Annotated in this window: 23 protein-coding genes; 9 read left to right on the top strand and 14 right to left on the bottom strand. The window is 72.4% G+C overall.

Translation table 11 applies throughout. The features are described from left to right. Positions 1–112 precede the first annotated feature (112 nt). Complete coding sequence (locus ACIRDU_RS21715; protein ID WP_403581802.1) at positions 113–1,807, bottom strand: acyl-CoA dehydrogenase family protein; 1,695 nt, start codon at positions 1,805–1,807, stop codon at positions 113–115. A 75-nt stretch (positions 1,808–1,882) separates the two neighbouring features. Here ACIRDU_RS21715 and ACIRDU_RS21710 point away from each other — a divergent pair, with 75 nt between their 5' ends. After that, a complete protein-coding gene (locus ACIRDU_RS21710; RefSeq protein ID WP_403581800.1) occupies positions 1,883–2,641 on the top strand; it encodes a PaaX family transcriptional regulator C-terminal domain-containing protein in 759 nt (252 codons plus the stop codon). A gap of 76 nt (positions 2,642–2,717) precedes the next feature. Here ACIRDU_RS21710 and ACIRDU_RS21705 read toward each other — a convergent pair whose 3' ends face one another. Continuing rightward, on the bottom strand, positions 2,718–3,506 hold the full coding sequence (locus ACIRDU_RS21705) for a pectate lyase (protein WP_403581798.1): 789 nt from the start codon (positions 3,504–3,506) through the stop codon (positions 2,718–2,720). Positions 3,507–3,899: 393 nt separating this feature from the next. On the opposite strand from ACIRDU_RS21705, the gene ACIRDU_RS21700 reads away from it, so the two are divergent. Then, positions 3,900–5,240 carry a PHB depolymerase family esterase gene (locus ACIRDU_RS21700; RefSeq protein WP_403581797.1) on the top strand — a complete coding sequence of 447 codons (1,341 nt, stop codon included), beginning with the start codon at positions 3,900–3,902 and terminating at the stop codon, positions 5,238–5,240. A 34-nt stretch (positions 5,241–5,274) separates the two neighbouring features. On the opposite strand, the gene ACIRDU_RS21695 is transcribed toward ACIRDU_RS21700, so the two are convergent. Then, a complete protein-coding gene (locus tag ACIRDU_RS21695; protein ID WP_403581795.1) occupies positions 5,275–6,354 on the bottom strand; it encodes an NADH:flavin oxidoreductase/NADH oxidase in 1,080 nt (359 codons plus the stop codon). Between the two features lie 118 nt (positions 6,355–6,472). On the opposite strand from ACIRDU_RS21695, the gene ACIRDU_RS21690 reads away from it, so the two are divergent. After that, positions 6,473–6,823, top strand: coding sequence for an ArsR/SmtB family transcription factor (locus ACIRDU_RS21690; protein WP_403581793.1), 351 nt, complete (start codon positions 6,473–6,475; stop codon positions 6,821–6,823). Between the two features lie 15 nt (positions 6,824–6,838). On the opposite strand, the gene ACIRDU_RS21685 is transcribed toward ACIRDU_RS21690, so the two are convergent. Further along, on the bottom strand, positions 6,839–8,182 hold the full coding sequence (locus ACIRDU_RS21685; RefSeq protein WP_403581792.1) for an FAD-dependent oxidoreductase: 1,344 nt from the start codon (positions 8,180–8,182) through the stop codon (positions 6,839–6,841). Between the two features lie 209 nt (positions 8,183–8,391). On the opposite strand from ACIRDU_RS21685, the gene ACIRDU_RS21680 reads away from it, so the two are divergent. After that, positions 8,392–8,850, top strand: coding sequence for a DUF6214 family protein (locus tag ACIRDU_RS21680; protein ID WP_403581790.1), 459 nt, complete (start codon positions 8,392–8,394; stop codon positions 8,848–8,850). A 59-nt stretch (positions 8,851–8,909) separates the two neighbouring features. Here the strand turns inward: ACIRDU_RS21680 and ACIRDU_RS21675 are convergent, their stop codons facing one another. Further along, positions 8,910–9,563 carry a DUF305 domain-containing protein gene (locus ACIRDU_RS21675; RefSeq protein WP_403581788.1) on the bottom strand — a complete coding sequence of 218 codons (654 nt, stop codon included), beginning with the start codon at positions 9,561–9,563 and terminating at the stop codon, positions 8,910–8,912. A gap of 190 nt (positions 9,564–9,753) precedes the next feature. Between ACIRDU_RS21675 and ACIRDU_RS21670 the strand changes: the two genes are divergently transcribed. Beyond that, on the top strand, positions 9,754–11,256 hold the full coding sequence (locus ACIRDU_RS21670; protein ID WP_403581786.1) for an LVIVD repeat-containing protein: 1,503 nt from the start codon (positions 9,754–9,756) through the stop codon (positions 11,254–11,256). On the opposite strand, the gene ACIRDU_RS21665 is transcribed toward ACIRDU_RS21670, so the two are convergent. From ACIRDU_RS21665 to ACIRDU_RS21645, 5 genes are all read right to left on the bottom strand, one after another. Beyond that, entirely contained in the window at positions 11,244–11,930 is a 687-nt protein-coding gene (locus tag ACIRDU_RS21665) for a TetR/AcrR family transcriptional regulator (RefSeq protein ID WP_403581785.1), read from the bottom strand. The genes ACIRDU_RS21670 and ACIRDU_RS21665 overlap by 13 nt on opposite strands. Positions 11,931–12,127: 197 nt before the next feature. Continuing rightward, positions 12,128–12,817: an HAD family hydrolase gene (locus ACIRDU_RS21660; RefSeq protein ID WP_403581783.1), complete on the bottom strand. Its 690-nt coding sequence runs from the start codon at positions 12,815–12,817 to the stop codon at positions 12,128–12,130. Positions 12,818–12,877: 60 nt separating this feature from the next. Next, positions 12,878–13,546, bottom strand: a complete 669-nt coding sequence (locus ACIRDU_RS21655; protein ID WP_403581781.1) for a phosphatase PAP2 family protein — start codon at positions 13,544–13,546, stop codon at positions 12,878–12,880. Positions 13,547–13,660: 114 nt separating this feature from the next. Continuing rightward, positions 13,661–14,596: a M56 family metallopeptidase gene (locus ACIRDU_RS21650; RefSeq protein WP_403581779.1), complete on the bottom strand. Its 936-nt coding sequence runs from the start codon at positions 14,594–14,596 to the stop codon at positions 13,661–13,663. A 98-nt stretch (positions 14,597–14,694) separates the two neighbouring features. Continuing rightward, the gene (locus tag ACIRDU_RS21645; RefSeq protein ID WP_403581777.1) at positions 14,695–15,243 is read right to left on the bottom strand and encodes a DUF5134 domain-containing protein; all 549 of its coding nucleotides are present in this window, start codon (positions 15,241–15,243) and stop codon (positions 14,695–14,697) included. Between the two features lie 150 nt (positions 15,244–15,393). On the opposite strand from ACIRDU_RS21645, the gene ACIRDU_RS21640 reads away from it, so the two are divergent. Next, positions 15,394–17,064: an FUSC family protein gene (locus tag ACIRDU_RS21640; RefSeq protein ID WP_403581775.1), complete on the top strand. Its 1,671-nt coding sequence runs from the start codon at positions 15,394–15,396 to the stop codon at positions 17,062–17,064. 227 nt (positions 17,065–17,291) lie between these two features. Here the strand turns inward: ACIRDU_RS21640 and ACIRDU_RS21635 are convergent, their stop codons facing one another. Then, positions 17,292–17,648, bottom strand: coding sequence for a hypothetical protein (locus ACIRDU_RS21635; RefSeq protein ID WP_403581774.1), 357 nt, complete (start codon positions 17,646–17,648; stop codon positions 17,292–17,294). Between ACIRDU_RS21635 and ACIRDU_RS21630 the strand changes: the two genes are divergently transcribed. Beyond that, positions 17,643–18,104 carry a MarR family winged helix-turn-helix transcriptional regulator gene (locus ACIRDU_RS21630; protein WP_403581773.1) on the top strand — a complete coding sequence of 154 codons (462 nt, stop codon included), beginning with the start codon at positions 17,643–17,645 and terminating at the stop codon, positions 18,102–18,104. The two genes, ACIRDU_RS21635 and ACIRDU_RS21630, sit on opposite strands and share 6 nt — an antisense overlap. 11 nt (positions 18,105–18,115) lie before the next feature. Here ACIRDU_RS21630 and ACIRDU_RS21625 read toward each other — a convergent pair whose 3' ends face one another. Then, positions 18,116–19,168: an aldo/keto reductase gene (locus ACIRDU_RS21625; protein WP_403581772.1), complete on the bottom strand. Its 1,053-nt coding sequence runs from the start codon at positions 19,166–19,168 to the stop codon at positions 18,116–18,118. Between the two features lie 93 nt (positions 19,169–19,261). Further along, positions 19,262–20,023 (bottom strand): VOC family protein, encoded by a 762-nt coding sequence (locus tag ACIRDU_RS21620; RefSeq protein ID WP_403581770.1) that lies wholly within the window; start codon positions 20,021–20,023, stop codon positions 19,262–19,264. Positions 20,024–20,212: 189 nt separating this feature from the next. Here ACIRDU_RS21620 and ACIRDU_RS21615 point away from each other — a divergent pair, with 189 nt between their 5' ends. Further along, positions 20,213–21,223: an N-acetyltransferase gene (locus ACIRDU_RS21615; protein WP_403581769.1), complete on the top strand. Its 1,011-nt coding sequence runs from the start codon at positions 20,213–20,215 to the stop codon at positions 21,221–21,223. Here ACIRDU_RS21615 and ACIRDU_RS21610 read toward each other — a convergent pair. Beyond that, on the bottom strand, positions 21,205–21,597 hold the full coding sequence (locus ACIRDU_RS21610) for a VOC family protein (protein WP_403581768.1): 393 nt from the start codon (positions 21,595–21,597) through the stop codon (positions 21,205–21,207). The genes ACIRDU_RS21615 and ACIRDU_RS21610 overlap by 19 nt on opposite strands. Before the next feature lie 72 nt (positions 21,598–21,669). Between ACIRDU_RS21610 and ACIRDU_RS21605 the strand changes: the two genes are divergently transcribed. Next, complete coding sequence (locus tag ACIRDU_RS21605; RefSeq protein ID WP_403581766.1) at positions 21,670–22,209, top strand: GNAT family N-acetyltransferase; 540 nt, start codon at positions 21,670–21,672, stop codon at positions 22,207–22,209. Positions 22,210–22,403: the final 194 nt, after the last annotated feature.

The raw sequence follows: 22,403 nt of genomic DNA, 5'->3' as shown, positions 1-22,403 counted from the left end.
AAGCGGAGTCGGGAGATGACTGTGCGCGAACTGTGCGCACGATGGCTTGAGTTCGAGTCGGCCGTCCAGGACGGGTCACGCCACCCGGTGCGGGCCGGCCCGCTCAGGCCGGTCAGCCCGACCCGGCTCCTCGGCCCCCGTCGGGCAGCGCCCGCTCCACGATGGTGTCCAGGCCCGCCGTCTGCGGCAGCGTCCCGAACGCGTGCCCCCAGTCACCCCCGAGCCGCGTCGCGCAGAACGCGTCGGCGATCGCCGGCGGGGCGTGTCGGACGAGGAGGGAGGCCTGGAGTGCCAGCGCCATCTGCTCCACGAGACGGCGTGCCGTCGTCTGCGACGCCTCGGACAGCCCCGCCTTGAGCCGCGTCACGGCCGCGTCCAGCCGGGCGTCCGCGCCCCGGGCGAGGGCGAGCTCGCCGAACAGGGCCTCGGCGGTGTCCGCTTCGCGGCTCAGCGCCCGCAGCACGTCGAGGGCGTTGACGTTTCCCGAGCCCTCCCAGATCGACAGCAGGGGAGCCTCGCGGTAGTGCCGGGGCATGCCCGAGTCCTCGACGTAGCCGTTGCCGCCGAGGCACTCCAGGGCCTCCGCGGTGAAGGCCGGACCCCGTTTGGTCACCCAGTACTTGCCGACGGCGGTCGCGATCCGGCGGAACGCGGCCTCGCCCCCGTCCACATCGTCTCCGCGGATCGCCCGGTCGGCCGCCCCGGCCAGCCGCAGGGTGAGCGTCGTGGCGGCCTCGGACTCCAGCGCCAGATCGGCGAGAACGTTGCGCATCAGCGGCTGGTCCACGAGCCGTGCGCCGAACGCCCTGCGGTGGCGCGCATGATGCCCCGCCTCGACGAGGGACTTGCGCATCAGCGCCGCCGACATCATCACGCAGTCCAGCCGCGTGCAGTTGACCATCTCGATGATGGTCTTGACGCCCTGCCCCTCGGGGCCGACCAGCCAGGCCACGGTCCCGTCGAACTCGGGCTCGGAGGAGGCGTTGGACCGGTTGCCCAGCTTGTCCTTCAGCCGCTGGATCCGGAAGGTGTTGCGGGTGCCGTCGGGCAGCACGCGCGGTACCAGGAAGCACGACAGTCCGCCCGGGGCTTGCGCCAGCACGAGGAACACGTCGCACATCGGCGCCGAGGTGAACCACTTGTGCCCGCGCAGCGTGTACACCCCGCATTCGGCCGTCGGTGTGGCCGTCGTGGTGTTCGTCCGGACGTCGGAGCCGCCCTGCTTCTCGGTCATCCCCATGCCCGCCAGCAGCCCGCGCTTCTGCATGGGCTCCCGCAGGACGGGGTCGTACTCCCGGCTCGTCAGCAGCGGTTCGTAGAGCTTCGCCAGCTCCGGCTGCCTGCGCAGCGCGGGGACGGCCGCGTAGGTCATCGACGTGGGGCAGCCGTGCCCGGCCTCCGTGTGCCCCCAGACCAGTCCGCCAGCGGTCCTGACGACATGGGCGCCGGGCCGGTCGTCCGCCCAGGGCGACGCGGCCAGTCCTTCGGCGACCGCCGTGCGCATCAGGTGGTGCCAGCCGGGATGGAACTCGACCTCGTCGACACGGTTGCCGTACCGGTCGTGCGTGCGCAGCTCCGGCTCATGGCGGTTGGCGAGATCGGCCCACTCCTGCGCCTGGACGCTGCCGGCCTGCCGGCCGAGCCGCCGCAGGTCCTCCTCGGCCCATCCGGCGCCCTCCCGCCGCAGGCCCTCCAGCAGGGCCGTGTCGTCGGAGGCGTCGTAGGGGGAGAGGGGCGGGGCCTGGTTGGTGACGTCGTGCGTGGCGGGTCCGCCCTGCGCCCGCTGTCCGTCGCGTGTCGAGACCATATGCCGAGTGTTGCACTTTGGCTGCGATCGCAGCAATACTGCAACATCGATAGCCGCCGCGTACAGTACGTGACCATGCCGAGGAACGTTCCGGCGCGGTCCGGCGCGCTCGATCTGCGCCCGCTGTCCGCGCGGTCGGTCGTGCTGAGCCTGCTGCTCGGGGCGCATCCCCCCGAGCTGCCGGTCAGGGAGCTGGTGCCGCTCGTCGAGGGCTTCGACGTCGGCGGCTCCACGCTGCGGGCGGCGCTGAGCCGGATGGTGGCCGCCGGTGACCTGCGGCGCACGGCCGGCGGCTACCGCCTCAGCGACCGGCTGCTGGAACGCCAGCGCCGCCAGGACGACGCCGTGCACCCCCGCACGCGCGCGTGGGACGGCGACTGGGAGATGGTCGTGATCACCGCGACGGGACGTGGGCCCGCCGAACGTGCCGACCTGCGCGCCCGGCTGACCGGCCTCCGGCTGGCCGAACTCCGCGAGGGTGTCTGGCTCCGTCCCGCCAACCTCACCCGCACTCTTCCCGGCGATCTGGACCAGGTGGTCCAGCGCTGCACGGCCCGCCCCGACCGGCCCCCAGGCGAATGGGCCGAAACCCTGTGGCCGCTGGACGCCTGGTCCGCCACGGCCCGGGCCCTGCTCGCCCACGTCGCCGGCTCCTCCCGGCCCGCCGACCGCCTGACCGCCTTCGCCGCCGTCGTACGGCACCTGCTGGCCGACCCTGTGCTGCCGCCCGGACTCCTGCCCGGCGACTGGCCCGGCACCGAACTGCGCGTCGCCTACACCGGCTACCAGCGGGAGCTGATCGGGGAGGTACGCGCGCGCGTGCGCGGCGCATGACGCGGACGGCCGTGCGCAGCGCCCGCCGGGACGCTCCGCACGGCCGCCTTCACCGTGGGGGGACTGTCGGCCCGGACTACCTGTAGACGATGTCCGAGGCGGAGTAGAGACAGTTCTTGCTGTCGGGTCCCGAGCCGACGGCGGTGTTGTTGTTGTACTTCTGGCAGGGGACGACCTTGCGGCCGGAGTCGTTGCGGATCGTGATGTTCCGCAGCGTCGCCACGTCGTTGCGGTTGACGTTGATGCCGACGAGCCGCGCGGTGGTGCCGGTGCCGGTCACGTCGACGGTGTTGAGGTTGACCTTGCGTGTGTACTGCGTGGAGCAGTCACCGCAGGAGCGGTAGAGCGTCTTGAACTCCTGCACCGCGAAGTTGGAGATGGTCAGCGTGCCACCGCCGTTGTGCTGGAAGACCTTGTCCGCCGCCTTCTTCGCGCCGCCGCCGATCACCTGGTAGGTGGCGCCGTTGCCGCCGCGGAAGGTGGCGGCGTCCTCGCCGACGTCCTCCCACCAGACGTTCTGCAGCGTGCAGCTGCCCTCGCAGTGGATGCCGTCGGCCGCGGGGGCGCCGAGGATGACGTTCTTCAGCACCGCGCCGTTTGCGAGCTTGAAGATCGGGTCCTGGCCCTCCTCCTGGCCGTCACCGGCCAGGGCCCCGGTGCCGTAGTACCGCTTCATCCCGTAGTCCTTGGTGCCGGACACGGAGATGGTGGAGGAGGTCCCCTGGCTGCCGTTGGGGGTCGGCCAGGTCGCGGCGCTCGCCGTGGGCGCGTTGGTAGTCATGATCATGCCAAATGACAGGCCGAGTGTGGCCAGTGCGCCGGTCAGCGCGCGCCGGCGGGCGCGCGGACGTGTCGCAGAAGTCATGTCCCGATTCCTTCTGTCGTGGGGGCGGATGAGGGTCAGGGCCTTCCGGTGTCGTGCGTCCTGTGGGGGTGCCTGCGTGGAGCGAGGTCACATACATGAACTATGTTCGCCATGCTGCCCGCTAGGCGGTCTGCGTACGGCTCTTCAGTGCCAGCGGGTCACACTGTTGAACGGAACGTAGAGGGCAAGCGCTTTCTAGTCAACGCCTCGCGCAGAACGTATTCGGCCGGTCCTGGTCACGGCGACGGTGCGTGGGAGCGCTTCCATGCCAGCCATGTCCATGCCACCATGCCGAAGGAGAACTCCGCGCGCTGAGCCGGACGAGCTCCCCTTCGCCGAAGCGCCCGTACGTACGTCCTGCGAGCCGCACCCCGCAACGGAAGGGACCCGGACGTGTCTGCCACCCCCCACCCCACGGCGAGAAGATTCCTGCGGTCGATTCTCCTCGCTCTCCTCGCCGCTCTGCTGCCGTTACTCGCGGCTACCGCGCTCGCCGCACCCGCAGCCGCCGCCGGCGAGCCCGCCCGCGATTCCGCCCGCGAGGGGGCGGTACCCGCCGCGGCCCTCACGGAGGTCACGAACTTCGGTACCAATCCCAGCAGCCTGCGCATGTACCTGTACGTACCGGAGAACGTGACCCCGAAGCCGGCGGTCGTGGTGGCCGTGCACTGGTGCACCGGCTCGGGCCCGGACATGTACAACGGCACCGAGTACGACACGCTGGCCGACCGGTACGGGTTCATCGTGCTCTACCCGTCCGTCACCCGCAGCAGCAAGTGCTTCGACGTCTCCTCGCCCCAGGCCCTGCGCCGCGGCGGCGGCAGCGACCCCGTCGGCATCAAGTCCATGATCGACTGGGTCGCCCGCACCTACGACGCGGACACCGGCCGGGTCTTCGCCACGGGCATCTCCTCCGGCGCGATGATGACGAACGTTCTGCTCGGGGACTACCCGGACGTGTTCGCGGCGGGCGCCGCCTTCTCGGGCGTCCCGTTCGGCTGCTTCGCCACCGCCGACGGCTCCGAGTGGAACAGCGCCTGCTCGGGCGGCACGGTCACCCACACCCCGAAGGAGTGGGGCGACCTGGTCCGGGGCGCGTATCCCGGTTACACAGGGCCCCGCCCCCGGATGCAGATCTGGCACGGCACCCAGGACGACGTCCTGCGCTACCCCAACTTCGGGGAGCAGATCAAGCAGTGGACCGACGTGCAGGGCGTGAGCCGGACGCCCACCGTCACCGACACCCCTCAGTCCGGCTGGACCCGCACCCGCTACGGAGGCACGGGTGACCGGGCCCCCGTGGAGGCCGTCAGCCTTCAGGGCGTCGGCCACAACCTGTACGCCCAGGGCATGGCGTCCCGCGTGCTCACCTTCTTCGGCCTGGACGGCTCCGGCCCGGCCCCCCAGCCCCAGCCCGGCGCCTGCAAGGTGACGGCCTCGGTGAACGCCTGGAACACCGGCCTGACCGCCACCGTGACCCTCACCAACACCGGCACGACCACCGTCAACGGCTGGAAGCTCGGCTTCACGCTGCCCGCGGGGCAGACGGTCACGGGCGGCTGGGGCGCCACCTACACGCCGTCGTCCGGGGCGGTCACCGCCACCAACGTCTCGTACAACGGCACCATCGCGCCGGGCGCGAGCGTGAGCATCGGCTACCAGGCCGGTCACGGCGGCGACAGCGCCGCTCCGGCCGCGTTCACGCTCAACGGGACGGCGTGCGCGTCCGGTTGACGTATGCCGGCGAGTGCCGGATCGGACGGCCGGATCAGACCGACCGGTGGTACTGGTCCGGCACCCGCACCTCGCCGCCGAGTTCGCGGGCGGCGAGCCGCGCCCACGAGGGGTTGCGCAGCAGCTCGCGGCCCAGCAGGACCGCGTCCGCCTCGCCGTTGGCCAGGATCTTCTCGGCCTGCTCGACGTCGGTGATGAGCCCGACCGCGGCGACCGGCAGGGCCGTCTCGTTCTTCACCCGGGCGGCGAAGGGCACCTGGTAGCCGGGGCCGGTGGGGATACGGACGCCGGAGGCGTTGCCGCCGCTGGACACGTCCAGCAGGTCGATGCCGTGGGCCCGCAGGTCGGTGGCGAACCGGACCGTGTCGTCCGCGGTCCAGCCGCCGTCCTCGAGCCATTCGGTCGCCGAGATGCGGAAGAACAGCGGCTTGTCGTCCGGCCAGACTTCCCGTACGGCGTCGACGACTTCGAGGGCGAAACGGGTGCGGTTCTCGTACGAGCCGCCGTAGGCGTCGGTGCGGTGGTTGGAGTGCGGGGAGAGGAACTCGTTGATCAGGTAGCCGTGGGCGCCGTGGATCTCGGCGACCTCGAAGCCGGCGGCGAGCGCGCGGCGGGCCGCGGCGGCGAACTGCTCCACGACCTCGTTGATCTGGTCGGCCGTCAGCTCGGCCGGGGCCGGGTGCCTGTCGTCGAACGCGAGCGGACTCGGGGCGACCGAGTCCCAGCCGTGGGCGTCCGGGCCGACCGGGGCGCCGCCCTTCCAGGGGCGGTCCGTCGATGCCTTGCGGCCGGCGTGGGCCAGCTGGATCGCCGGCACCGTGCCCTGCGCGGTGAGGAAGCGGGTGATGCGGCGGAACGCCTCGGCCTGTGTGTCGTTCCAGATGCCGAGGTCGTAGGGGGAGATGCGGCCCTGCGGGGACACCGCGGTGGCCTCGACGATGATCAGACCCGTGCCGCCGGTGGCGCGGGCGGCGTAGTGCGCGAAGTGCCAGTCGGTGGGGACCCCGGTCTCCGGGCCCTCCGGCGCCGCCGAGTACTGGCACATCGGGGGCATCCACACGCGGTTCGGGATCGTCAGCTCGCGCAGGTGGTAGGGCTCGAAGAGCGCGGTCACGGCGGACTCCATTCGTCACGGGGCCGATGTCGACTCATACGATAGGTGTCGTAGTACGGTGGATGTCAAACTACGAGGGTTCTCGTACTATGGGAGTTCCCGAGGAAGTGGAGCCGCCGTGACGTCCCCCGCCGTCAGCAGTCGAGACCTGCCGCATCCCGCGCGTGACGAGATCCGGCTGGAGGGGGTGCTGCACGCGCTCTCGGATCCGATGCGGTTGCGGATCGTGCGGGAGCTCGCCGGTGCGAGTGGCGAGTTGTCCTGCTCGGACTTCGAGCTGCCCGTCACCAAGTCGACCACCACGCACCATTTCAGGGTGCTGCGGGAGAGTGGGGTGATTCGGCAGGTGTACCGGGGGACGGCCAAGATGAACGGACTGCGGCGGGATGAGCTCGATCAGTTGTTCCCGGGGCTCATGGGTGCTCTTCTCGATGCGGCTGCCCGGCAGGCCGTCCGCCCGGGTGTGTGATGCGGCCCCGTGCCCCTAAAGGGTCCTGCCCGCCGCGGCGTTCAGCAGGGACTGCCAGTCCGGGAGCTTGACCACTCCGCGGCCCAGTGACGCTCCCAGTTCCGCCTCCGCTCGCTCGATCGACTGCCAGCCCCGCCATTCGATCGGATCGGTTCCCTCGGCGCGCAGGGCGGGGAGCGGGTCGTCGGGGACCGCCCGCAGGGCGAGTGCCGGGGCGTCCTCCAGCAGTGACGTCGCCGTCTCCTTCGCGCAGGGGCGGTTCGTGCCGATGACGCCCGTGGGGCCGCGCTTGATCCAGCCCGCCACGTACTCGCCGGGGGTGACGACGCCGTCCCGCAGGATGCGGCCGGACAGGTTCGGGACGGTGCCGGTGGCCGGGTCGAACGGAAGGCCCTCCAGGGGGACTCCGCGGTAGCCCACCGAGCGCAGGACGAGCTGCCCCTCGATGTCCTCGTGGCGGCCCGTGCCCGTCACGCCGCCGTGGCCGTCCGGGGCGGTCCGCTCGAAACGCGCCGCGCCCACGTGGCCCCGCTCGGCGAGCAGTTCGGCCGGGCGGAGGAAGAACCGGAGGTGGATGCGGCGCGGGGCGCCCTTCGGGGGCGCCTCGGCCCAGCCGCGCAGCACCTCCACGTTGCGGCGCTGCGCAGCGGGCAGCGCGGACGGGTCCGTGTACCCCGGGTCCAGGGCCAACTCCGCCGGGTCCACGACGACGTCGGTCTCCGGCAGGGTGCCCAGCTCGCGCAGCTCCTTGGTGGTGAACCGGGCCTGGGACGGGCCGCGCCGGCCCACCATGTGGATCTCGGTCACCCGGCTCGCCCCCAGGGTGGCCAGGGCCGCCTGCGGCATGTCGGTCGGGGTGAGCTCGGCCGGTCCCCGGGCCAGCATCCGCGTGACGTCGACGGCGACGTTCCCCACGCCGATGACCACGGCCGACCGGGCGTCCCGCAGGAAACCGGCGTCCACGGCGTCCGGATGGGCGCTGTACCAGGACACGAACTGCGTCGCCGACCAGCTCCCCGGCAGGTCCTCGCCGGGGATGCCCAGATGCCGGTCGGTGGCGGCGCCCACGCAGTACACCACCGCGTGGTAGAGCTCCCTCAGCCGCGCGACGGTCACCCCGGCGGGGCCGATCTGCACGCCGCCGAGGAACCTGACCCGGTCGTGCTCGAGGATCGCGCGCAGATTGTTCTGCAGTGACTTGATCTTCTCGTGGTCGGGTGCCACGCCGTAGCGGACGAGGCCGTACGGGCACGGCAGCCGGTCCAGGACGTCGACGCACACCTCGGAGTCCAGCTGGACGAGGCTCTGGGCGGTGTAGCACCCGCTCGGCCCGGAGCCTACGACGGCGACTCGCAGCACGGCGGAACTCCTTACCCGGGGGATCCGACGGATCTCAGGAGGGCGCTGACGCCTCCAGCATCGCACCGGCAGGGCTCCGCTGACAGGGTGCAGTGCGCCACCCCCGGCGCGTGTCCGATCTATAGGGGATGTGATCATGCGGTTACGTTCAGTGTGTGCTGGAAGCATCCTTTCTGAATCTTTCTGATCGCTCTCCGGCGGACGGTGCGGTGTCCGTGCGCCCCGCGTGGGAAGTGCGGGAGAACGAGGACGCCACCCGGTGGTTCGAGTTCCGGCTGGCTTTCGCGGACGGCGCCCGTGTCGACGCGCTGGCCGTCGTGGGCGGCGGATGCGTCGGCGTCGAGGAGGTACGGGCCCAGCCCGCGCTGTCCCTCGACGACCTGGCCGTGCTCGCCGACTGGATCGAGGAGTCGGTGGCAGAGGCCTGCGGTACCGGGCTCGGGCCCGACGGCTGCGCGGGCGAGGGGCGCCGTGCCCGGCCTGCCTGGCCGCGCGGCGCGGAGGGGCGGCTGCTGGTGGCGCGGGAGTACCGCGCGGCCCAGCGGGACGGCGCCGACCCGGTTCTCGCCGTGATGGGCGCGACCGGGCACAGCCGCCGTACGTCGCTCAGGCTGATCGGCCAGGCCCGGGACGCGGGCCTGCTGTCGCCGCGCCGCGCCCGGCGCTGAACGCGATCAAGTGATCGCCGGCGGCCAGCTCATACCGCCCAGGCCCGGTCCAGGCGGGTTCAGAGCATGTTCCGCATCCTGGTGATCTCGCTCGTCTGCTGCGCGATCACCTCGTCGGCCATCTCCTCGACGCGGATGTTGTTGCCCTGCCCCTTCACATCCGTCGCCATGGTGATCGCACCCTGGTGATGGGTGGCCATCAGCGTCAGGAAGAGGCGGTCGAACGCCTTGCCCTCGGCCGCGCGGAGCTTCTTCAGCTGGGCCTCGGTGGCCATGCCGGGCATCGTGGCGTGCTCGTGCCGCTCGGCCTTCAGCGGCTTCTTGTACGACTTCAGCCAGCCCTTCATCGCCTCGATCTCGGGCTTCTGGCCGGCCGCGATGCGCTCGGCGATCCGCCGCACGCCCTTCGACTCGGCGCGCTCCGGGACGAGTTCCGTCATCACGAGGGCCTGGGCGTGATGCTCGATCATCATGCGGACGTAGGAGACGTCGGCCGAGTTGGGGGAGTCGTTCTCCGAGCGCCGGTCTGCGGCCTCCTCGGCGGACAGGGTGCGGTTCGCCTCGCCGGGCTCACCCGGGGCGATCACAGCGGGCCCGTCCGCGTCGGCGGGCTTCCGGTCCGGGCCGGAGTCACAGCCCCCGGCCGCGAGCACGACCAGGGCGACCAGCCCCGTCGTGACGGCGGACGCCCGAGACGCACGGCGGAAGAGCACAACGACCTCCTGGGACGAACGGGTTGGAACGCACCTCGAGTTGCGGACGACGTACTGGCACGCTTCCGCGGGTCAGTGATCAAAAAACTTCATTGCGATTCTGTTGCCCTCTATTGGTATGTGCATGGCGAAGACGATACTGCGTGGTGCGTGAACCGTTCCGCAGTGAACGGAACCAGGGAGGAAAACAGTGATCCTGTTGAACGACCGCAGAACGCGCCGCAGACGTCTGGGAGTTGCCGCTGCCGCCGCTGGGCTGCTGGCCGCGCTCCTCACAGCGGCACCGGCAGGGGCCACCCCCGACCCGGGGGATGCGCCGCCCGCGCCGAAGAAGGTCTCCAAGAGCGCTCAGGCCGAGGTCCGTGAGGCCATCGAGAGCGGCGAGATACCCGGCCAGGACGAGATCGTCCACTCGGACAACATCCAGCACCTGGCCCACGTCCCCAAGGACGTGCTGCAGGGCACGAACTCGGACCTCGCCTTCCAGGGCAGGTACGCGTTCGCGGGCAACTACGACGGCTTCCGCATCTTCGACATCAGCAACCCCAAGGCGCCGAAGACCGTCGCCCAGGTGCTGTGCCCCGGCTCGCAGAACGACATCTCCGTCTCCGGCAACCTGCTGTTCCTGTCCACCGACTCCTCGCGCAGCGACAGCAGTTGCTCCAGCACCACCCAGCCGGCGACCGAGAAGTCCTCGTGGGAGGGCATGAAGGTCTTCGACATCAGCGACAAGCGCAACCCGAGGTACGTCGCCGCCGTCGAGACCGCCTGCGGGTCGCACACCCACACGCTGGTGCCCGAGCGCCGCAACGTGTACGTGTACGTGTCCTCGTACTCGCCGAACGCCGCCTACCCCGACTGCCAGCCGCCGCACGACGGCATCTCCGTCATCAAGGTGCCGCGCAGCGCCCCCGAGAAGGCGAAGGTCGTGGGCTTCCCCGTGCTGTTCCCCGGTGAGGGGCCGGACGGCGGCGGCAACCCGGGCGGACCCACCAACCCGGGCGTGTCCAAGACCACCGGCTGCCACGACATCACCGTGCTGCCGTCGAAGGACCTGGCCGCGGGCGCCTGCATGGGCGACGGCATCCTGTTCTCCATCAAGGACCCGGAGCGCCCGAAGGTCATCGACCGTGTGCAGGACAACGTGAACTTCGCGTTCTGGCACTCGGCGACCTTCAACCAGAAGGCGAACAAGGTCGTCTACACCGACGAGTTGGGCGGCGGCGGCGCGGCCACCTGCAACGCGGAGATCGGCCCGGACCGTGGCGCCGACGGCATCTACGACATCGTCGGCAAGGGCGACAAGCGCAAGCTCGTCTTCCGCAGCTACTTCAAGATCCCCCGCCACCAGGCGGACACCGAGAACTGCGTCGCCCACAACGGCTCGCTGATCCCGGTCAAGGGCAAGGACATCATGGTCCAGGCCTGGTACCAGGGCGGCGTCTCCGTCTGGGACTTCACCGACTCGGCCGAACCGAAGGAGATCGCCTACTTCGACCGCGGCCCGCTGACCACCGACACCATCAAGTCGGGCGGCTCGTGGTCGGCGTACTACTACAACGGCTACATCTACTCGAACGAGTACGCCCGGGGCTTCGACGTCCTGAAGATCGACGACCGGCGTACGGACCCGGCCCGCTGGGTCCACCAGCGTGAGCTCAACGTGCAGACCCAGCCGGACTACTTCGACTGACCCCGCGGACCGCACTCCGGTGCGGCCCCGGTCGCGAAGAACCGCGACAGATCCTTGTCGCCCCTCCCGCCGGAGGCTCCGGTCTCCGGCGGGAGTCCCAGCTCCCAGTCGAGCCGGTAGCGCTTGAACAGCTCCGCCCGCAGCACCGGCACCGGCATCGGCGCCCCCGGCACCACGGCCGCGTACACGGAGCCCATCAGCAGGGCGCGCATCATCGGGTAGTCGCTGTCGACGTCCGGCGACCCGTGCCGGGCCATGGTGTCCCTCAGGAGCTCCGCCAGGCGCCGCTGCTCCGGGCATTGCATGAACCCCTCGGCCTGAAGGATCCCCGCCATGTGCTGGCGCATCAGCACGGGCCGGTCCCGGGCCAGTCCCAGGATCGCGTCGATGGCCCGGGCCATCCGCTCCCGGCCGTCCTCGGTGCGCGGCTCACGCTCCAGCGCCTCCTCCAGCGTGCGGTGCATCAGCCGGTGCACGGCGGACTGCACCAGCTGGCGCTTGCCGGGGAAGTAGTACGACACCAGACCGCGGGCCGAGCCCGCTCTGTCCGCGATGTCGCCGAGCGTGGTGGCGTCGTAACCGCGTTCGCCCACGAGTTCGACCGCCGCCTGAAGGAGTCGCTCCCGGGAACGCCGCCGCAACTCTTCATTGACCGAGGCGCTACGCGGGGACATGCTGTAACTCCTGTGTTGACTGGCTGCCAGCCAACTATACTCAGAGCGTCGGCCACGACCCTGAGGGTCTGGGTCGGCGATGCCGTCTGCCTCGGGCGATGCGGGGGATCGTCCGAGGTGGGCGAGCAGTCGGCCCTGGTGGTGGCCTCGGGCTACCTTCTGTGCGGGTCAGCGTCTCCGCGGACGGCGTGCCCGGCTCAGCTCACCAGATCCAGGACCGGCCGCAGCCCGTCCGGCCGGTCGGCCGTCGGCAGGTGGTCCACGAAGTGCACCCTGCATCCCAGGGCAGTGGCGCCGCCGTCCGCCCGCCGGTCGTCGCCGACCATGAGGGTCGTGCGCGGATCGGCGCCGAGCGCCTCGCAGGCGGTGGCGAACAGCCGCGGGTCGGGCTTCTGGACGCCGTGCTCGTACGACAGGACGTACGCGTCGATGTAGGGATCCAGGCCGTGCGCGCGGAAGACCGGCCGCAGGTCCCAGCCGATGTTGCTGACCACCCCGACGGGGACGCCCCGCTCCCGCAGCGCGCGCAGCACCTCGACGGCGTCCGGGTAGGGGGCCCACGCGGCCGGGGTCATGTAGCGGTCGTACAGCGCGTCGTGCAGCGCCGGGTCGGGCAGCGGGACCTGCCGGGAGAGGCCGGTGTAGGCGGCCCGGTGCAGGGCGGCGCTCTGGTCCCGGATCAGCCAGGTGCCGGCCAGCCCTTCCGGTACCCGTGCGGGGTCGCCGCCGCCGGGCAGCGCCCCGACCGCCTCCAGCGCCAGCGCCGCGGCGGCCAACTCGGCGTCCGCGAGCCGGACATCGGTCCCGGCCAGGGCGCCACGCAGCCAGGAGTCGGTGGACTCGACACGGAAGAGGGTTCCGGAGAAGTCGAAGAGCACGGCCGTCATGCGGCGATCCTACGAGGCCGGGCCGGGTCGCGCGGGAAGACCAGTGAGGCAGCCCCGGGTTCAGGGCTGCCAGCGCCGGTGCACCCACACCGCCAAGGCCACCACCATCGTGCCGAGCAGCCAGCCGCCCAGCACGTCCGACGGCCAGTGGACGCCGAGCCAGATGCGGGTCAGCCCGACCCCGACCACGGAGACGACGGCCACGGCCAGGGCCGAACGCCACACGGCCCGGCCGACGCCGTACCGGTGCAGGAGCCACAGCAGCAGTCCGCACACCACCGTGGCGGTCATGGCGTGGCCCGACGGGAACGCCGCGTAGTGGGCCGAGTCGACGGGGTCGGGCCAGACCGGGCGCGGACGGTCCACCGCGGCCTTGATGCCCTGTTGCAGCAGCGTGCCCAGCGCGACGGCCAGCGCCAGCCACACCGCCGTCCAGCGCGCCGCCAACCGCACCACCAGCCACACGACGACGGCCGCGCAGAGCAGACGCATCGTCCACGGATCCCACACCCAGTCCGTGAGGATGCGGCACGCCTGGGTGAGGGCCGGTTCGTCCACCGCCCAGCGGTGGGTGGTGTCGGCGATGTTCCCGTCCGCGCTGATCAACGGGCTCCATCTGGCCGCGACGAGGGTCAGCAGCAGAGCCGAGCACAGGGCCAGGACACCGGCGAGACCGGCGGTGGTGCGGTGCTCCGGACGGGGCGGGGAGTCGACGGACGAGGTGTGCATACAGCGATCCTCGCCGAACCGGGGGGTCCGGATCCAGTAAGGGACGATCTTCCGTCATCGCGGCGACATGCTTCGGCCATGCGCTGTCCGCCGGAGGGTGCCCGGGCGCCCCGGCTACCCCAGCGCCCGCAGCCCCGGTACGAACGCCACCAGGATCGGCACCACGGGCACCAGCGCGGCCGCCGCCGTCAGCCGCAGGCGCCGGGCCGCGGTCAACCGGTCCGGGGGAGTGAGCAACCGGTGCACCCGGGCCGGGACATGGGCCTGCGGTGTCGGGCAGGGGCCGAACACGCCGCGGTGCTCGTTCAGTTCGACCAGAGCAAGGGCCGTGGTCAGACGGCCGAAACGGCGTGACGCCGTGTCATCGGCGGCGAGTTCGACCAAGCGGTGCATCTCGTCGCAGAACGCGGCGAACACCGGCACCTGCGGGAAACCGCCGGCCAGCGCCGAGGAGCAGTTCAGCAGCCAGTCGTGCCGCGCCCGGGCGTGGCCCTGCTCATGGGCGAGGACGGCGTCCAGCTGCCGCCCCTTCAGCCGGCGCAACGCGGCCGTCGTGACGACCAGTTGCGGGGGAGTGCCGGGCTGCCACCAGGCCTCGGGCCGCTCGCTCTCCAGGACGACGAGCCGGCCGGAGACGGCCACCTCACCCGGCAGCAGCGGAGCCCGGACCAGCAGATCGGCACGCCGACGACGGCGCCGGGCGCGGGCCCGGCCGACCTCGCGGACCAGCATCGCCGCGCTCCACAGTCCGCCGCCGGCCAGCGCTACCGCGGTGGTCGCCGCCCAGGGGCCCGCCGTGCCGAGCGCGTACGCCTCGACGACCGCCCGGGGGGCCGTCGCGAAAAGGTGCCCGCCGACCGCGTGCCAGGCCGCCGCCGCGCTGAGCGTCATCGCCAGGGCACAGCACACGAGGACGGCCGCCACCACGCACTGCCACACCCACAGCGCCACCACCGGCTCACGGTCCGGCCACTCCGCCCGCGCGAGCAGCCGGGGGGCGACGACGGCGGTCAGGGCGCCGAGCAGCAGCAGCACGGCGGTGAGCATCATGGGGGCAGCCTATGAGCGCGGCCCTGCTCAGGGGTACGACTTGTGGCGTCGAAGTGACGCAGGCAACGGATCCGTTGGAGGGGTGGGGCCGGTCCCGCTCACAACGTCAGCAGCATCGCCACCATCGCGATCCCCATGGACAGCCGGCAGGCCCGCGCCAGTTCCGGCCGGTCACCCCACCCGGCGGGACCGCCGCCCCCGGCCACGGCGGCGACCGGCACCAGGCGGACGCCGGTCAGCAGCACGTACCCGGCGAAGTAGAGCAGCAGCGCCCCGGTCAGGAGCGGGACTCCCGACCCGTCCCGACCGTGCGCGTGTCCGGGGGAGCCTGCCATGACGACGGACATGTAGACCATCGCAGCGGCCCCCACCAGATGGTGAAGATGGTGCGCGCCCGCCCGCGCCGCCCACAGCGCGTGGACGCCCGCCGCCCCGAACACCACCGCGTAGACGGGCCAGGCCCACGACGGCGGAGTGAACACCGCCGTCGGCACGGCCATCGCCGCCATCCCGAAACCCATCAGCGCCTCACCGCCCGCGGCGCTGCGCTGCTCCTCGGCGCCGCTGCGCATCCGCGCCAGGCAGTAGACGCCGGTCATGGCGCAGAGCGCCACCAGCAGCCAGCCGGACGAAGCCGGTCCGTGCACGCGCACCTCCCCGTTCGACGGTCGGTCAATTCGATGCCCGGGCCATGCGGCGCGCACGCGAGCGCAGGGATGTACATGGGGAGCATTCGACGGAGCACGCCAGGCGAGGGTCAGTATTTTACAAGTAAAACACCTGTTAATCTGACAGTCATGAGCAGTGCGCCCCTCGCCCCCCTCCCCGCTTCCCCACCCGCCCGGCGTCTCCCGCTGACGGGGGTGCTGCGCCTCGGCAGGCCCTCGGACATCTGGTTCAAGCCCGCGCTGAGCGTCGTCGCGTCGATCGCTCCACCCGCCCTCACCCTGCTGGCGCTCGGCCGGCTCGACCTCGTGATGTACGCGATGGCGGGGTCCCTGTGCGCGCTGTACACCCACAACCGTCCGTACGCCGCCCGGGCCGGTGCCCTGCTGTGGGTGGTGCTCGGCATGCTCGGCGGGCTCGCCGTGGCCCTGGTCGCGGCCTCGCTCACCCACAGCGCCGTCGTCCTGGTCACCGTCGGCGCGCTGCTGGCCGCCGCGCACAAGGGCCTGTGCGACGCCACCGGGGTCGGCCCGCCGGGCAACGTCGTCCTCACCTTCGTCAGCTCCGCCTCCCTGTTCGCGCCCCAGACCCTCACCCGGGTGCCCGGCCATCTGGCCCTGGCCGCCGTGACGGGTGCCTGGGCCTGGCTGGTCTGCATGGCGCCCGCGCTCGTCCGGCCGCACGGACCGGAGCGCCGCGCCACCGCCGCGGCTCTGAAGGCCGCCGCCGCGTACGCCGACACCGGCGGCACCGGGGAGGGGCACGCCCGGGCCCGCGCCGCGGGTTATGCCGCCGTGCGGGCCGCCTGGCAGTCGCTGCTGTCCACCAGCGCCCCTTCTGGGACCCGGCGGGCCCTCGAACGGCTCGTCGTCCGCGCCGAGGTCGCCCTCGCGGCGCCGGCGGAGGCGGACGCGGGCCGACTGCGCGCGTGGGCGGGCTCGCTGCGTGGCACGGGGCCCGTCCCGGAGGCCGGGCTGCCGGACGCGGCCGCCGACGAACTGCTCGGTGCGGACGCGGCCCGGCCCCTCTGGACGCGGCTGGGCCCGCTGACCCCGCTCGCGGTGCGTACCGCGGTCGGCTGCGCGCTCGCCGGCTACGCCTCCCTCGCCCTCGGGATCGGCCGGCCCTACTGGGCGCTGGTCACCGCCGCCTCGCTCTACCAGGCGAACATCTCCCTGACCTGGAGCCGGGCCGTCCAGCGTGTCGTGGGCAACGCCGTCGGGGTGCTCGTCTTCCTGGCCGTCGTGCCGCTCGCGCACCTGGGCCCGGTGGCGCTCGTGCTGTGCTGCCTCGCGTTCAGCTTCGGTGCGGAGGTGCTGATCAGCCGGAACTACTGGCTCGGCAGCGTCTGCGTGACGCCCATGGCCCTGCTCATCACGGAGTTCGCCGGACACCAGGCGCCCGGCCCGCTGATGGCGGAGCGGGTCGTGGACACCGTCGTCGGCGCACTGGTCGGGTTCGCCGCGGCCGTGGCCGTCACCGACCGGCGTGCGGGCGACCGCGTCGAGCGGGCGCTGACCACCGCCGACCGGGCCCGCGAGCACGCCGCCCGCCTCCTCGCCGAGCAGGCCCCCGACACCGCGGCCCTGGAATCCGCCCGTCGTGGTCTCGCCGTCGCCCTGGCCGACCTGCGCGCCACCGCCGACGCCGCGGCCGGTGAATGGTGGCAGCGGGCCCTGCCCCAGGAGCGGGTCGTGCTCGCCGAACAGTCCGGACACCGTACGCTCGCCGCGACGGCCCGACGCCAGGGACTGCTCCCGGACCGGGACCCGGCCACCGAAACGGAGGACGCACGGCCATGACGCCGACCGAAGGACCATCGCCCACGGGGAGCGACGCGGGACAGCAGACCCCGCAGGCGGGGGGCGAGGCAGATCCGGTGGCGGAGGGACGGGCGGCCGATGAGGGGGCAAGGTCCGGAGGGGGCCTCACCGACGGTGCGCACGTTGCCGCGGGCGATCCAGCCGACGTGCGGGCGGCCGAGGTCGCCCGGGCGGGCGGAGGGGCCTCGGCCGAGGGGTCGCACGTGTCAGGGAGTCTTGCCGGTGGTGCTCAGGCGGCCGGTGGCGACCCGGCCGACGTCCGGGCGGGTGAAGGGGGTGCGGTTGAGGGGGCCCGCGCGTCCGGAGGCGGTTCCGCCGAGGGCACTCAGGCAGCCGGCGGTGACCTTGCCGAGCGACGGGCGGCCGAAGAGGGAGCGGCGGCCGACGGGGACCCGACTCGCGCCCCGGCGGCCGGAGCGGACCCGGGCGGCGGCCGCCCCGCCGGAGCCGATCCGGCCGGGAGTGCGGGAGTCGATCCGGCCGGTGGCCCCGGAGCCGACCCGGTCGGCGGGCGTCGGGGGGACACCGTCGCTGCTGTCGTTCGGCAGTGGCGGGTCGTGCATCCCGGGCTCGACACCGGGCCGATGGAGGTCATCGGGCGGATCAACCGCTGTGCCGCTCTGCTCCAGCAGGCCGAGGACGCTCCGTTGCGCCGGGCGGGGCTCAGCAGGCCCGAGTTCGATCTGCTGGGCGCGCTGCGTCGTACCGGGCACGAGCTGACGCCCGGGGAGCTGGCCCGGGAGACCTTCTCCTCGGGGGCCGCCGTCACCAAACGCCTCAAGCAGCTGACCGAGCGCGGTCTGGTCGAACGGCGCGGGGACACCCGTGACCGCCGGGTCGTCCACCTCCGCCTCACCGACGCCGGACGCGACCTCGTCGACGGCATCCTGCCCGTCCAGCTCGCCTACGAGACCGCCGTGCTGTCCGGCCTGGACGGCCCCGAGCAGGGCGAACTCGCGTTCCTGCTGGGGGAGTTGCTCAGCCAGCTCGAAGGGCGGCTCGGCGTGCTGCGGGCCTGACCGGTCGCCGCTCAGAGCACCTCGTGCACCGTGCGGCGATGCGTGGAGCGGCGGTCGTCCACGGCCGCCCAGCGGTCGCCGTAGATGTTCCGGGTGATGGCAGGCTCACGGACGAAGTCGTGCGGGAAGCCGAGCGGCACGGCGCTCACCTCGTCGAGCCGGGCGAGGGCGTCCGCGTCGAGACGGACGTCGACGCTGCCCAGATTGTCGGCGAGCTGGCTCTCCCTGGTCGCCGCGATGATCGGCACCACGTTGCCCGGCCTGGCCAGCAGCCAGGCGAGCGCGACCTGGGCCGGACTCCAGCCGCCCTGCTCGGCGACCTCCAGCACGGCGCTGATCACCGCCTCCTCCCGCGGGTCCGCCTCCCCGCCCGTGGTGTCCAGCCGCCCCGTCTCGCCCCTGCGGTACTTGCCGGTGAGCTTCCCGGCCGCCAGCGGCGCCCACGCCAGCACGGCCAGGTCGAACGCCCGGGCCTGCGGCAGCAGTTCGCGCTCCGGGGTCCGTTCCAGCAGGCTGTAGCGCAGCTGCGAACCGGCGAACGCGGTCCAACCCCGCAACTCCGCCAGGGTGTTGGCCTGGGCGATCTCCCAGGCGGGCCAGTCCGAGACACCGACGTACAGCACCTTGCCCGTGCGGACGAGGTCGTCCAGGGCCCGCATGACCTCCTCGACCGGTGTGAAGTTGTCCCGGGCGTGCACCCAGAGCACGTCCAGCCGGTCGGTGCGCATCCGCCGCAGGCTCGCCTCCACCGACTGGACCAGGTTCTTGCGGTGGTTTCCCGCGGCGTTGACGTCACCGTCACGAATCCCGCAGGTGTACTTGCTGGCCAGCACGAACGTGTCGCGCCGGCCCTCGAGCAGCTCTCCGAGGATCCGTTCCGAGCTGCCGTCGGTGTAGTTGTTGGCGGTGTCGACGAAGTTGCCGCCCGCCTCCGCGTAGGCGTCGACGATCCGGGCGCTGGCCTCCTTTCCGGCGCCCCAGCCCCAGTCGTCGCCGATGGTCATCGCGCCGAGGCTCAGCTCGCTCACGCGCAGACCGGTCTTGCCGAACAGTGTGTAACGCACGGTCTCGTCCCCTCCGGGCAGGTCGTACGCACGACGCTAGGAGCTGGAGCGCACTTCAACGCAAGTCGCAGCCGGCCGCCGCACCCCGGCGTCTCACCACTCGTGGTCCGCCCCGTACACGCCGAACATCGCCCCCTGCGGGTCCCGCAGCACCGCGATGCGAGGCCCGTCGGGCACGGAGGTGGGCACCATCAGGACCGTGCCGTGCCGCTGCACGACGGCGGTCGTGTCGTCCACGTCCGCAACGGCGAAATACGGCAGCCAGTGCGCCGGTACCTCGGGCGGGAACTTGTCGTCCATCGTCACCATGCCGCCGAAATCCGCGCCGTCGATGCCCCACTGGGTGTAGCGGTCCGACGGGGCGACCGTCCAGCCGAACACCCGGGTGTAGAAGGCCACGGCCCCCTTCGGATCCCGCGTCATCAGCTCCACCCAGCCCAGCGAACCGGGCGCGTTGAACAGCCCGGCGCCCGGGAAGGTCCCCGCCTGCCACAGCTGGAACACGGCACCGCCCGGATCGGCGGCCACCGCGAAACGGCCCACGTCGAACACGTCCATCGGGCCGAACAGCAGCGTCCCGCCCGCCTCGGTCACCGCACGGGCGCTGTCGTCCGCGTCGGTCACCGCGAACGACACGTTCCAGGCGACCGGCTGCGACGGCTGGTACAGCGGGGCGAGCGCGGCCACGGCCGCGTCCCCGAGGTGCGCGACGGTGTAGCCGCCGGCCTCCTGACGCGCGTCCGTCTCGGGCCGCCAGCCGAACAGCCGCGTGTAGAACCGCCGGGCCGCTTCCAGATCGCTGGTCCCCAGCTCGGTCCAGCAGGGGCCGCCGGTCACCGGTGCGTCGAGCTTCATGGCGTTCCTTCCACGAGCGGCGGGGGCAGGCCCCAAGGGAAGGGCGCCCTGAAGCACGCTAAGCCGCTTCCCGGGCTCCCTGCCATCCGGGGAAACCCACTGGTGTGCCCCCGTGGCCCCGACGTACCCTCACCCCGTACCGCACCGCGTGGCGGCCTCCAGCTCCCTCACCCTGCCCGGAGGTACCCCATGCCCGCGCCCGAGGTGCGCCCGTTCCGCCGGTCCGACCGCGACCAGCTGACCGACCTGGTCAACATGCACGTGGCGGCCGTCGTCCCCGGCGTCTCCGTCTCCGTGAACACCGTCCTCGGCGACCTCGAGCGGCAGCCCGGCGAGTTCATCACCGACCCGTGGGTGGCCGAGCGGACGACGCTCGTCGCCGAGCAGCGCGAGTACGTCGTCGCCGCGGCCCATCTGCTGCGCTACCGTGCCGACGCCGAGGTCGGCGACCACTACCGGGACGCCGCCGAGATCAACTGGTTCGTCCACCGCCCGGCGGCGTCCCTCTGGCCGGACGCCGACCTGGCCGCGGACCTGCTGATGGGTGCGTGCCTGGCCCGGTTCGCCCGCTGGAACGCCCGCGTCCGGTACGCCGACGGCTCACTGCCCGCCCCGCTCGTCCACGGCCTGCCCCGCAACTGGCCGCACATCCGGGCCCTCTACGACCGCGCGGGGTTCCGGCACACCGGGGACACCGAGGTCATCCTGATCGCCCCGGTGGCCGGCCTGCCGGCCCACGGGCCCCGGCCGGGCGTCACCGTCGAGCGCACGCTGGGGGAGTGCGGCACCCGCTTCACGGCGCGCGCCGACGGGAAGGCCCTGGGCTTCGTCGAGATTGACACGGCCCTGGCCCGCCCGGAACGCCACGCCCGCGCCGCGGGCCTCGCCGACATCGGCAACCTGCACATCGAACCCGCCCGGTACGGCACCGGCCTGGAGCACTGGCTGCTCGCCCAGGCCGCCGACTGGCTCCGGCTGTGCGGCGTGGACCTCCGGTACGGCACCGGCCTGGAGCACTGGCTGCTCGCCCAGGCCGCCGACTGGCTCCGGCTGTGCGGCGTGGACCGGCTCGTCGCCTACGAATCAGCCGACGACACCGCGATGCTCGCCCTCCTGACCGGGGCGGGCTTTCGCGAACTCACCCGCACCGACCGGGGCTGGGAGCACCGCCCCGGCCGGCCTCAGATGCCCGGCCGATAGCGGATCGGATGGTCCGCCGGTACCTCCACCAGCACGATCGGCGTCCCGTCCGGATCCGCGATCCACATCTCGACCAGCCCCCAGGGCTCCCTCACCGGCGGCCGCACGATCTCCACGCCTTTGGCCCGCAGTTCCTCCTGCGCCGCCGCCACGTCGTCGACCTGCAGCCACAGCCGTACGGCGGGCGCCGGGGCCGTCTCGGACCGGCCCGAGACCTCGAGGAAGCCGCCGCCCATGAAGAAGACCGTGCCGCGCTCCGGTCCCGTGCCGAACTCGCGGTAGACGGCGAGGCCCAGCTGCTCACCGTAGAAGGCACGGGACCGCTCGGGGTCGGTGGGGCGGAGCAGGATCCGGCTGCTGAGTACATGCACCATGCAGCGGAGCCTAGTGGCGGCGTTACGCTCGTCCCTGCCCGAGCCGCGCCAGGAAGACGGAGAGCCACGCCCATGGAGACCGCCGCCACCGCACTGACCTTCCGCGATGCCACCGAAGCCGACGTGGACGAACTGGTCGCGCTGATCGAGTCGGCGTACCGGGGCGACGACAGCCGGGCCGGGTGGACCACCGAGGCGGACATCCTAGAGGGGCAGCGGACCGACCCGGAGGGTGTGCTGGAGGTCATCAAGTCGCCCGACAGCCGGCTCGTGACCGTGGAGCAGGACGGCCGCATCGTCGCCTGCTGCCAGCTGGAGCACCAGGGCGAGAACGCCTACTTCGGGATGTTCGCCGTCAGCCCCCGGCTCCAGGGCGCGGGACTCGGCAAGATCATCATTGCCGAGGCGGAGCGGCAGGCCCGCGAGACCTGGGGCGTCAAGGAGATGCAGATGACCGTGATCTCCGTGCGCGAGGACCTCATCGCCTGGTACGAGCGGCGCGGCTACCGCCGTACGGGGCGGATGACCCCGTTCCCGTACGGCGACGAGCGCTTCGGCGTTCCGCAGCGCGACGACCTGAGGTTCGAGCTGCTGGTGAAGGAGCTGGCGTGACCGCTAGGGGGTGTCCGCAAAGTCCCGCCTGCCCCGCGATGCCCGGCACGCACTCTCGCCGCACCGGGCGAACACCCGAGTACAACCAGTACGCGGGTCCCCGCCCGGCACGCCGAGAGCACGCACCGAACGCCGCGGGGCCCGCCCTCCGGGCGAACGACGCGACTTTGCGGACACCCCCTAAAGGGTGTTGC

This window comes from Streptomyces sp. NPDC093598, assembly GCF_044764825.1.
GTDB lineage: Bacteria > Actinomycetota > Actinomycetes > Streptomycetales > Streptomycetaceae > Streptomyces.
The sequence above is the reverse complement of the archived record's forward strand: the minus strand, read 5'-3'. Positions and strand labels throughout refer to the sequence as shown.